The organism is Salipiger sp. ABF4_146, from assembly GCF_056161345.1.
This window is the reverse complement of the sequence record NZ_JBSWYX010000046.1, coordinates 1-11,104: the sequence shown is the minus strand read 5'-3', so window position 1 is coordinate 11,104 and position 11,104 is coordinate 1. Positions and strand designations below refer to the sequence as shown.

Here is an 11,104-nt window from a genome sequence, read left to right as displayed (position 1 = left end):
CCACCGGACAGATCGCCGGCTCGCCGTTCAGCGGCTCGCGGATGATCGAGGACATGAAGGACGAGGCCGCGCGCTTGGGGTGAGAGCGGGTCGGCTCAGCCGTCGCTGCCCTGACCGAGGCCGATGCGCTCGAGGAAGGCCTTGTGGCTGTCGACCATGGCCTTGGCCTCGGGCGATTTCTCGGCCCAGACGTCCCAGCGGCTGATCGCGGCCTCACGGAAGGCGGCGCGGTCCTCGGGCGACCAGTCGTAGATCGTCACGCCCTTTTCGGGCAGCGCGGTCAGCGCTTCGCCGTTCTGCACGATGGTGCGCATCATCAGGTTCATCGCCAGCTGGTCCACGCCTGCGCGCAGGATCGCCTGTTCGGCGGGCTCGAGCCCGTCCCAGACCTGCTTGTTGCACGCCAGATGGTCCGAGCTCATCGAGTGGAAGCCGGGGTAGGTGGTGTGCTTGGCGATGTCGTAGATGCCCAGACCGACGTTGTTGGCCAGCGTCGAGGCGTCCGCACCGTCGATGATGCCGGTCTCCAGCGCGGTGAAGATCTCGGTGAAATCCATCACCACGGGCGTGGCACCCAGCTCGGCAAAGATCTCCGATTCCATGCCCGGCGGCGAGCGGAACTTCCAGCCCTGCAGATCTTCGATGCCGGCAATCGGCGCGGTGGAGTTCATCGATTCCTGCCCGCCAAGGTAGGCCCCGACGAATTCCATGCCATTGGCGTGATAAAGCTCGTTGATCGCTTCGCGACCGCCCCCGGCGGAAATCCAGCTGAGGTACTGCAGCGGCGTGTCGTAACCGCCCATCGTGTCGGCGACGAACTGGAACGCCGGATTGCGACCGGTCTGGTAGCTGGGGTTCGTCATGTCGCAATCGAGAATGCCGTTGGCGGCGGCACCGAAGGTCTCGGCCGAGGCGACGACGGCGGAACTGTAGAACATCTCAAGGTCGAGCGAGCCGCCCGACATGGTTTCCACCTGCTCGGCGAACTCGCGCACAAGCTGGCCTGCAACGGATTCCGGCGACTGGTGGGTCTGGATGCGCAGCGTGGTCTGCGCGCTGGCGGCACCGGCGAGCAAGAGCGCGCCGGCAACTGCGGCGGTAAAGGTCTTGGACATGAATTCTCCTCCCTGTGAATCGTCCTCCGGGGACAGGGGTAGCAAGCGCGTCGTCCGATTGCCAGACAATCCGTCAATCATCCGCGCCGCCTGCGGGTTCCCGCAGCGGCGCGGCCGCCATCACGGGGCTGTCAGGAGTGGCGGCAAATACTTGACTGTAAAAGTCGGCCATTCTAGGCAGGTGGCAACTGCGCGCACCCGCGCCGCAGAGCCACGGCGCCGCGCCCGAGCCAGCCCTTCGATATTCCCGCGGCCCCCGGCCGCCTCCAAAGGAGCACACTCATGTCTCTCGCCACGGCACTCCGCACCGGCGTCTGCGGCCTCGCGCTTTCCGCGCTGATGGCCGGCGCTGCGCTTTCCGATCCGTTCACCGGCCTTGCCAAAGGCTTTCAGGGCGGCGTGTCCGCCTCTGGCGAGAACCGGGCGCCGATCACCGCCGGCACCACCGCAATGATCAATGGCCGCGGCTTTGTGCCGGGCCAGCAGGTCGTGCTGCGGCAGAACGGGGTTGCGCTCAACGGCGGCGAGGCGGTCAGCGTCGACGACGAGGGCGGTTTCTCGGCGCAGGTGCAGATCCCGCAAGGCGCCGAGCCGGGCCTTTACCCAGTGGTGGCAGAGATTGCCGATCCGGCCTTTGCGATGACCTTCGACCTCAAGGTCTCGCCCGATCTGCCGGACAGCGGCGCGTTGAACGTGACCTCGCAGAAACTGGCCCCCGGGCTGTATCAGGTGGCCGAAACGCCGGACGCGCTGTACGTGACCTCTGCCGTCGGTCGCCCGCCGGTGACCGAGAGCAAGCTGCTGAAGCTCGACCCCGAGACGCTGGAAGTGCTTGCCGAAGTGACGCCCGAGGAGGCGCCGGACCGCGCGGACGGGCGTGATGGCGGTGTCTTCGCGGTGTATGGCGTGGGTGTCGACGAGGCACAGGGGCAGGTCTGGGTGACCAACACCCGGCAGAACACCGTGGCGGTCTACAGCGCCGATGACCTGTCGCTGATCAAGCAGTTCGAGGCTGGCGCCGTACCGCATCCGCGCGACGCGCTGGCGCTCGACGGCAAGGTCTATGTCACCGCGACCTTCGAACCGATGATCCACGTGTTCGACAGCGAGACGCTTGAAGAACTGGCGCCGATCGAACTGTCCTCGGGCAAGCGCGGCGAGCGCTTTGGCACCGCCAGCATGCATATCGACGATGACAGCCAGACGCTCTACGTGGTCAGCCTGACCACCGATGAGGTTGCCGAGGTGGATCTGGCGACGGGCAGCCAGAGCGCCGTGCACGCGCTGCCGCTGTCCAAGCGCACCATCGGCGTGGCCTATGATCCCGAGACGGACCGCATCTTCACCAGCGGGATGAACACCGACAACCTGCTGATCATCGACGCCGAAACGGGCGAAGCCCTGCACGATGTGCCGGTCGGCTCGGGCCCGCTGAACATCGCCTATGATGCGCAGAACGATCTGGCATGGGTGGCGGTGCGTGGCTCGGACTCGCTGGTCGCCGTGTCGCCCGATGGCGAGGTGGTTGCCAAGACCGAGATCGGCAGCTTCCCCAACCACGTGATCGCGGCTGCGGACGGCGGTGTTTACCTCGTCAACAAAAGCCGCGGCGCCGAGGACGAAAGCGGTGACCACATCAGCCGCGTGACCCCCGGCGAGTAAACCGGGACATCGCGACACGGCGGCGGGCGCCCTCACAGCCCGCCGCGGCGTGTTCCGGTCGCGCAGGCCGGTCACGCCAGCGGCAGCGGAGCGGGGATTCTCCGCTGCCGTTTCTTTGTTGCCGAACCCGGGGATCACCCCCGGCGCGCGCGGGCCGCCCAGAGGTGGGTGAGCAGGCTCAGCACCAGCCATCCCACGAGCAGCAGCGGCGCCCCGGCGAACGACAAGGGCAGCACCAGCGCGCCAAAGAGGATCGGGATCAGGTCGGCGCCGGTCCAGCCCTGCCGCAGTATGTCGGGCAGCAGGCCCGCGGCACTGCCGAAGAGCCCCGCCACGATCAGCGCCAAGATCGCGCCGAGCAGCGCCAGCAGCCAGCCGCCAATGCCACGGCGACCGTAAAGCCCCGACAGCAGCCAGCCCGACAGCGCGCCGCCCAGAACCATGGCCAGCAGATAGCGTATCTGCAGGCCGCGCGGTTCGGCCAGGGCGCGGTCCGGGCCAAGCGCCACGGCGTCTTCGTAGAGGAAGGCGAAGAACAGCAGCCCACCGACGAGCGCCATCATGAAGGTTGTGACAAATCGCGCGGTGCGTGCGTGCGGAGCCATCGAAAATCCCTGATTCTACAAATCCAAAAGCCCGGCGGCGCGCACCACCGGCAGTTCAATCGTCGCCGAGCCTAGCACAGCGATTGCCAGACGTCGCCCCTGCAATGGGCCTCATGGTATTGGTGTGGCAGGGGAAATCGGCATGGCTGAGAGGCCGAAGCGACAGGCGGATTGGCGGGCAGCACTGACAGACTGGGCGGCGCGCCGCTTGCCCGCAAAGCGGGCATGGGCCATCATGGCGTCAACCCCGCCCACGCGTAGGGCCACGGCTGTTCTGGCACCACCAGATTTCATAAATGCGATTATTGACAAGGAGATACACGATGAACTGCCTGAAAGGTCTGGCCCGCCGGTTCGGCCTCGCCAGCCTGCTTTTCGCCTTGGGAGGAGCGCCGCTGATGGCCGAGACCGTTGATCTTCCGGTGATTGTCCGGCTGGCCGAGGGCGCCAGCCTGCCCGCCGGAGAGATGCTCGAGGTTTCGCTGCTCGACGTGTCGCGCGCCGACGCGCCGTCGACCGTCATCGCTGAGCGCCGCTATCGGATCGAGACCCTGCCAGCGCAGATCCGGCTGCCCTATGACGACAGCCAGATCGACCCGCGGATGAGCTACGTTGTTTCCGCCAAGGTCATGTCCGGAGACACCACAGTCCTGCGCACCACCACATCTCATGCCGCGCTGACCCGCGGCGCCCCCGAGCGGCCCGAGATCGTGCTCGAACAGATCGCTCCGGCGCCGGTGGCCGACACCGCAAGCGCTCCGGCGCGGATCACCGGCGTGGACTGGGCCGCCTCCGAAATTGGCGGGCGGCTGCTGGTGACCGACGATCCGCCCAGCATCGCCTTTGCCGAGGATGGCGGCTTTTCGATGTACGGCGGCTGCAATCGGTTCACCGGGCGAGCCGAGATCGGCGCCGGAACGATCAGCTTCGTGCAGCCTCTTGCGGGAACGCGCCGGGCCTGCCCGGAGCCGCGCATGAAGCTTGATCAGGACATGGTCGCGGCGCTGGAACAGGCCGCCGGGTATGTGCGCAACGGCAACCTGCTGAGCCTGACCAATTCCGCCGGGGTGACCGTGCTGCGCCTGCAAGAACGCCCCGAGTGATTACTGCCTCGTGCCGCTGCGTCAGCTTGGCGCGGCGGCGCGGCCAAGCAATTCAAAATCCACGCCGCGCCCCCTATATATGCACGACCGGCCGATCCACCCTTCAGTTCCCCGAGCGTCTCTGGCAAGGGGAGGGTGGAAACGGCCCCCGAGGAGGCGATGGAAAAGATCAATCTGCCCGAGCGTGACGGCTGGCGCGACAAGGCCAAAGAGCTGGGCTTCAGCTTTGCCGACATGCATGGCGAACCCTATTGGGACGAAAGCTCGGCCTATCGCTTTACCCTGCGCCAGATCGAAGACGATCTGGAGGATCCCGCCACCGAATTGCACGGCATGTGCCGCGAGGCCGCTGCCGCGATCACCGCCAGCGAAGAGCTGATGACCCGGCTCGGCATTCCGGCCGAGCATTGGGACCTTGTCGCCGAAAGCTGGCAGCGTGGCGATCCCGAAATCTACGGGCGGTTCGATTTTGCCTATGACGGGCAGGGGCCCGCCAAGCTTCTGGAGTACAACGCCGATACGCCCACCTCGCTCTATGAAAGCGCGTCGTTCCAATGGCTCTGGCTGGAAGATCAGATCGCGGCGGGAGTTCTGCGCGACGGCGACGATCAGTTCAACGGCATCCACGAGGCCTTGGTCGACCGTTTCCGGGCACTGTTCGAGCCGGGCACCGACCTGCATTTCACCGCCGCGGGCGGCAATGCCGAGGACTACGGCACGGTCGAAACCATGGGCTGGGCGGCGCGAGAAGCCGAGCTTGGCGCGCATTACAGCGATCTGGAGAAGCTCGGGATAAGCACCGACGGACAGTTCCTAGACGCCGAGGACCGGGTGATCGGCACGCTGTTCAAGCTCTATCCGTGGGAAGACCTGCTGCAGGACGACTATGCCCAGCACCTGCGCACCGCCGGCTGCCTGATGCTCGAGCCGGCGTGGAAGGCGGTGCTGTCGAACAAGGGGCTGCTGCCGGTGCTTTGGCGCATGTTCGAGGGCCATCCGAACCTGTTGCCGGCGTTTTTCGAGGACGAGGTCGCCGGGGCGCTGGCCGGGGGCGCGGCGAACGATCCGCTGATCTCGCGCGCTGCCGAGACCCTGCAGGCCGGCCACGTGACCAAGCCGATCTTTTCGCGCGAGGGCGCGTCGGTGCGTATCATGCAGCAGGGCGAGGTTCTGGAGGCGGCCCCGGATGGGGGCTATGAGGGCCACGCGCGCATCGTACAAGCCTATCATCCGCTGCCGGTGTTCGACGGCTTCCGACCTGTGGTCGGGGCGTGGGTGATCGGCGAAAGCTGCGCCGGTATCGGGCTTCGCGAAGACCGGGCGCGCATCACGCAGGACCTGTCGCGCTTCAAGCCGCATTTCATTCGAGACTGACATCCGACACGACCGGGAGACACCGATGAGAAAACGTTCCAGAACCGTCGCGCTGGCGATCGTCGGCGCCGCTTCGTTCAGCCTTGCCGGCTGCCGCGAAGAGCAGGTTGACGCGCAGGCCTTTCCCGATCTGGAAAGCTGTCGCAGCGCCGCGATCAACGGCGGCATGTTCTCGGCTCAGGAGTGCGATACCGCGTTCGAAGAGGCCGAGACCCTGCATGTGGAGTCGGCGCCGCGCTATGACAGCCTGCAAGTGTGCGAAGAGCAGCATGGCGAAGGCGCCTGCGACAGCGAGGCCCAACAGGTTCAGGGCGGGTCCGGCGGCATCTTCATGCCGCTGCTGGCGGGCTACCTGATGGGCAATATGCTGGGTGGCCGCTCGGGGCTTGCCGCGTCGCAGCCGCTGTATCGGACGCCCGGCGGGCGCTTTACCAATGCCACCGGAGCCAGCACCTATTCCAGCAATTCCGGACGCGCCAAGCTGGGAACCAGCATGTTCTCGAAACCGCCGGCCACCGCAGGCAAAGCACCGATGACCCGTGCCAGCGTGGCCTCGCGTGGCGGGTTCGGTCGCACAGGCGGTGCGCGCAGCAGCTTTGGTGGCTGAAGCCGAGATATCAGGCCCCTTGGCGCTGTCGGGAGCGGTTTTGATTGATTGGCAATCGAAGCCGTATCTTCTTAGAAACGTTCGCAATGTCGCGCCTTCCACCAAATTGGATGCGGCTTATTTTCAATGACCTTGAAACTGCCTTTATTGCCCCATGCATCTGATATACGCTTGAGGATATACTGACGAATTTTCAAATCTTGATATTTCTTAATTTCCTTGCTTTTCATTCTTGCGGCACAGAGGGGAGCGCATGAATAACGGAAAGTCCGAGACAAGGCAGGAGAAGCCGGTCGTTGCTGGCGGGGGATTTGTGATCGCCTGCCTTTTTGGTCTTTTTGGCGTCGCGGCCGGTGTCATTCTCTGGCTCGCGGATGCAAGCCTGCCTGTGATCGTGCTCGCGTACCTAGGTTTTCCCTCGGTCATGATCGTGATCCTCTACTTCCTCACGCTGCGCCGTAAGAACACAAAGGGCGTGATCTTCGCTGAGGAAAGACATGCGACAGCCTCAAAAGAAGATGGTCGCGGTCAAGTTTGAGCGCGCGCAGCAGAGGTTCACTCGCAAAGCGCTCGCTTTGCTCAGTGTATAAAATTAACATAATCTTACTTATGCGAGCTAACTCTTGACGTAGGGGCCAACCCTTCGTGCAAAACGCTTGTACGCATAGGTTGATAGTCGTTAAATTAAATACCGCAATGCGTGTATTTTTGGACGTATCAGGCGCAGCGGAAAATCCATCCGGTTTTTATTGCCGCCCTCGCCCGCAACGCGTCCGGGCTGTCAGGACACCAGTTTTTTCTGCGCGGCAAATGGGCTGAGCCCGAGCCATTGCTGCATGGTTTCCGCTATGTCGCGCCGACCATCCAGTTCGAGTTTCTCCGCCGCCTGCCGCGCCGTGGACAATCCCATCCAAATCTCCGTCATGGTCCGAAGATCAGTGGTGACGAAAAGGTCGACCTCAAAACCGGGATCGGCAAGGCACAGGTCGACGGCGCCATTGGGCTCGACGATCAGCCACCATGCGCGTTTCGATTGCGGCAGATCCGGAAACAGGAAATTCAGCACCGTCCGCCGTGGCGGCAGCGGACTGGGATCGAGATTGCGCCGCATGTCCCACATCAGCAACGAGACGTCGAGGCGCTCCAGCGACGGTTCGGATTTCACCCACTTCTGACCCCAGATGCCAAAGGCTTCGACGATGGTCAGCAAATCCTTGCCCGCCGGCGTCAGCAGATAGTCGACATTCTGCGTTCCCGGCACCGGACGCCGTTCGACGATGTCGGCGGCCTCCAGCTCTCGCAAACGCTGCGCCAGCAGCGAGCGCGACATGCGTGGAACACCACGCCTGAGATCGTTGAAACGGGTCGATCCCGCGACAAGCTCGCGGACCAGCACCATGGTCCATCGTGTACACAGGATTTCGGCGGCCATGGCCACCGGGCAGAACTGAAAGTAGCTGGCATTCGACATGCGACCCTCCCTCGGTGCCATCAGTATAGCTTACATGCAGCTTTTTGTATCCAGTTCAGAAACTGAACCGGCAGGTCCAGTTCCGCCACTGGTCGGCGACTCCACCTGTCTTCATGCTTTGATCAGTCGCTCTTGCGGGCGACGGACTCTTCGAGACAAGGCGGCGGCCCGGTGGTCGCCGCGTCAGACAAGCGGAGGACATCATGCCAGCAGGGATAGAACTCAACGGGCTCAACGGCTCGACACGAAAGATCACCGCAGACGATCACGCCGCGCTGGACGCTGCATTGCGCGGCGGCACGGCGCTTGAAGGCGAGCCCGGCTATGACGAAGCGCGGGCGATCTGGAACGCGATGCATCATCGCAAGCCCGGCATGGTGATCCGCGCCTTGGGCACCTCGGACATTCAAAGCGCGGTGAATTTCGCACGTGACAACAGTCTTCGGATGTCAGTGCGCGCCGGCGGCCATCAGATCGCCGGTCTGGCGGTCGAGGACGGGACCCTCATGCTTGATCTGTCGCTCATGCGCTCTGTGCATGTAGACCCGGTCGCCCGGACGGCGCGGGTCGAGCCGGGCGCGATCCTTGGCGACGTCGACCGGGAGACGCAGGTGCATGGGCTGGCGCTGCCCGTCGGCGTAAACTCCACAACCGGTATTTCGGGCCTGACACTGGGCGGCGGCTTTGGCTGGATCACCCGCAAATACGGCATGACCATCGACAACCTGCTCTCCGCCGAAGTGGTGATCGCCGACGGCAGCATCCTGCAGGCCTCCGCGACCGAGAACCCCGATCTGTTCTGGGCGCTTCGCGGCGGCGGCGGTAATTTCGGCGTCGTTACCTCCTTCGAGTTCCGCCTGCATGCGGTGGGGCCGGAGGTTCTTTCGGGGCTGGTGATCCATCCGCTGGAGGCGGCCGAAGATCTGCTGCCGAAGTTCCGCGAGCTGTGCGATGCGGCCCCGGACGAGTTGACCATCTGGTCGGTGCTGCGCAAGGCGCCGCCCCTGCCCTTTCTGCCCGAGGATTGGCACGGTCGCGAGGTTCTGATCTTCGCCGCCTGCTACGCGGGTGACATGGCAGAGGGCGAAGCGGCCATGCGCGAGTTGCGGGCGCTTGGTGATCCCATCGTCGACGTCATCAGCCCGCATCCCTTTGTCGGCTGGCAAGCGGCCTTCGATCCACTGCTTACCCCCGGCGCGCGGAATTACTGGAAAAGCCGGGATTTCCTGACGCTCGAGGACGCGACGATCTCGGCCATACTGGATGCGGTCAAATCGTTGCCCGATCCGCAGTGCGAGGTGTTTATCGCCCATGTGGGCGGCGCCATGGCGCGGGTTGCGCCCGAAGCCACGGCGTTCCCGCAGCGTGACAGCCATTTCACCATGAACGTGCACACCCGTTGGGACGACGCTGCCAAGGACGCCGCCTGCATCGATTGGGCGCGCGGCCTGTTCAACGCCACGGCGGCGGGTGCAGCGCCCAGCGTCTACGTCAATTTCATCCCCGACGACGAGCCAGAACGGCTTGGCGAGGCCTATGGCGGAAATCTTGCGCGGTTGCGCGAGGTGAAGGCGCGCTTTGATCCGTCGAACCTGTTCCGGGTCAACCACAACATCCAGCCTCAGGAGGCGGCGGCGGCCGCGCAGTGAAGCCTCGGCAGGCGTGACGTATCCGCCGCGCCTGCCGCCTATAGCCCGTCACCGGGTGCAAAGATGGAGATGGAGATGGAGATGGAAAAGACCTTGTACGAGAGGCTCGGCGGCAAGAGTGGCATTCGCGCCTTGGTCGATGACGTGATCGACGCGCATATGAAGAACCCGGTGATCAGCGCCCGCTTTCTGCCCTACCGCGAGATGCCCGAGGATCTGGACACCGCCAAAGCGCATCTGTGCGACTTCTTCGGTGCGGGCAGCGGCGGTCCCGAAACCTACAGCGGGCGCAGCATGCCGGAGGCGCATCGCGGCATGAACATCGGCGACGGCGAGTACATGGCCGCGATCGACGACATCATGCTGACGCTGGATGCGCATGGGATCGACGAGCAAACCCGCAAGGACGTGCTGATGATCAGCTACTCGCTGAAAGGCGAGATCGTCGGGCAATGAGCGCGTCCCCTCTCTTCCGGGAACCGGGGCATTTCCCGCCTCCCTGAAAGGCCCCGGGGTTCCGCAGCCGGGATCCCCTTGCCCGGCTGCGGAGGCCGTTTGCGCCGGCTTCTTTGCAGCATCAGCCCCGCGTCTTGGATTTGGCCCGCACCTCGTCTGCCGAGGGGGTCGGCAGATCGAAATAGTCCAGCGTGCCCGCATAGCCGTTGCCGCCCATGCGGCCGATAGCGTCGAGCTTGGCGTGATCCGAGTAATAGGTTTCGAGATCAATCACATCCTGCCGCACATGCGCCATGACGATCTGCCCGAGAATGATCTCGCGCGCCGAGCTGACCTCGATGCCCAGATACCGGCGGCATTCGAACGCCACGGGGGCCTCGGCGATGCGCGGACAGGCCACCTTCTCGCCGGGCACCGAGGCCAGACCCGCCATCTCGACCTCGTCCACCTCCGGGCCGAAACCCGCCGCGGTCGCCGCCATCGGGGCGACATTGGCGCGATCGACGATATTGACGGTGAAACACTCGGTCATGCGGATGTTGTAGGCGGTGTCCTTGAAGCTGCGGTCGGGCTTGTTCTCGACCCCCAGCGCGACGATGGGCGGATCGGCGGACAGGCAATTGAAGAAGGAGTATGGTGCCGCGTTGACCACGCCGTCGGGAGAGATCGTCGTGACCCAAGCGATCGGGCGCGGCACGATGGTGCCGATCATGACCTTATAGGCCTCGCGTGGGGTGAGGCTCGTGAAGTCGAGCGCGTGATGGGTCACGTCAGACGGTCCTTTCGGGTGAGCGGGACAGGAACGGCGAATTGCCAAGCGTGCCGAAGTCTTAGCCACCGCCACAGAGGCTGGCAATCTACGCCGCGGGTGCGTCGATGCAGGCGGGGTGAAAGCCACGGTGCCCTGCGCAGTATATGGGCATTGCGCGACCCCTCCCTTTTGATCCCCTGCCTCTTTGGCCTATCTTAGGGGCGTTGTTGCGCAAATCTAGGGGATTCATCTCGTGAATCCAGCATGCTAGCCGGGCAGCATGAGCAGACCTCCGAAGCCGACCTACAAGA

General features: G+C 64.4%; 11 protein-coding genes. 7 read left to right on the top strand and 4 right to left on the bottom strand.

What is annotated here, in order from left to right; all coding sequences use genetic code 11:
• Window positions 1-95: 95 nt before the first annotated feature.
• Window positions 96-1,115, bottom strand: a complete 1,020-nt coding sequence (locus ACXAJT_RS27105; RefSeq protein ID WP_475241983.1) for a TRAP transporter substrate-binding protein — start codon at window positions 1,113-1,115, stop codon at window positions 96-98.
• Between the two features lie 282 nt (window positions 1,116-1,397).
• On the opposite strand from ACXAJT_RS27105, the gene ACXAJT_RS27100 reads away from it, so the two are divergent.
• Window positions 1,398-2,777, top strand: coding sequence for an ATP-binding protein (locus ACXAJT_RS27100; RefSeq protein WP_475241979.1), 1,380 nt, complete (start codon window positions 1,398-1,400; stop codon window positions 2,775-2,777).
• A gap of 134 nt (window positions 2,778-2,911) precedes the next feature.
• On the opposite strand, the gene ACXAJT_RS27095 is transcribed toward ACXAJT_RS27100, so the two are convergent.
• Window positions 2,912-3,382: a hypothetical protein gene (locus ACXAJT_RS27095; protein WP_475241976.1), complete on the bottom strand. Its 471-nt coding sequence runs from the start codon at window positions 3,380-3,382 to the stop codon at window positions 2,912-2,914.
• Window positions 3,383-3,705: 323 nt separating this feature from the next.
• Between ACXAJT_RS27095 and ACXAJT_RS27090 the strand changes: the two genes are divergently transcribed.
• The 4 genes from ACXAJT_RS27090 (at window position 3,706) to ACXAJT_RS27075 (ending at window position 7,004) form a co-directional block, all read left to right on the top strand.
• Window positions 3,706-4,485 (top strand): META domain-containing protein, encoded by a 780-nt coding sequence (locus ACXAJT_RS27090; protein ID WP_475241973.1) that lies wholly within the window; start codon window positions 3,706-3,708, stop codon window positions 4,483-4,485.
• A 159-nt stretch (window positions 4,486-4,644) separates the two neighbouring features.
• Window positions 4,645-5,859 (top strand): glutathionylspermidine synthase family protein, encoded by a 1,215-nt coding sequence (locus tag ACXAJT_RS27085; RefSeq protein WP_475241969.1) that lies wholly within the window; start codon window positions 4,645-4,647, stop codon window positions 5,857-5,859.
• 25 nt (window positions 5,860-5,884) lie between these two features.
• Window positions 5,885-6,466, top strand: a complete 582-nt coding sequence (locus tag ACXAJT_RS27080; protein WP_475241966.1) for a DUF1190 domain-containing protein — start codon at window positions 5,885-5,887, stop codon at window positions 6,464-6,466.
• A 253-nt stretch (window positions 6,467-6,719) separates the two neighbouring features.
• Window positions 6,720-7,004, top strand: a complete 285-nt coding sequence (locus ACXAJT_RS27075) for a hypothetical protein (RefSeq protein ID WP_475241964.1) — start codon at window positions 6,720-6,722, stop codon at window positions 7,002-7,004.
• 243 nt (window positions 7,005-7,247) lie between these two features.
• Here ACXAJT_RS27075 and ACXAJT_RS27070 read toward each other — a convergent pair whose 3' ends face one another.
• Window positions 7,248-7,937, bottom strand: coding sequence for a winged helix-turn-helix transcriptional regulator (locus ACXAJT_RS27070; protein ID WP_475241960.1), 690 nt, complete (start codon window positions 7,935-7,937; stop codon window positions 7,248-7,250).
• Between the two features lie 203 nt (window positions 7,938-8,140).
• Between ACXAJT_RS27070 and ACXAJT_RS27065 the strand changes: the two genes are divergently transcribed.
• Entirely contained in the window at window positions 8,141-9,586 is a 1,446-nt protein-coding gene (locus ACXAJT_RS27065) for an FAD-binding oxidoreductase (RefSeq protein WP_475241959.1), read from the top strand.
• A gap of 81 nt (window positions 9,587-9,667) precedes the next feature.
• Window positions 9,668-10,042: a group I truncated hemoglobin gene (locus ACXAJT_RS27060; RefSeq protein ID WP_475241955.1), complete on the top strand. Its 375-nt coding sequence runs from the start codon at window positions 9,668-9,670 to the stop codon at window positions 10,040-10,042.
• A 121-nt stretch (window positions 10,043-10,163) separates the two neighbouring features.
• Here ACXAJT_RS27060 and ACXAJT_RS27055 read toward each other — a convergent pair whose 3' ends face one another.
• Window positions 10,164-10,811, bottom strand: a complete 648-nt coding sequence (locus ACXAJT_RS27055; protein ID WP_475241953.1) for a flavin reductase family protein — start codon at window positions 10,809-10,811, stop codon at window positions 10,164-10,166.
• Window positions 10,812-11,104: the final 293 nt, after the last annotated feature.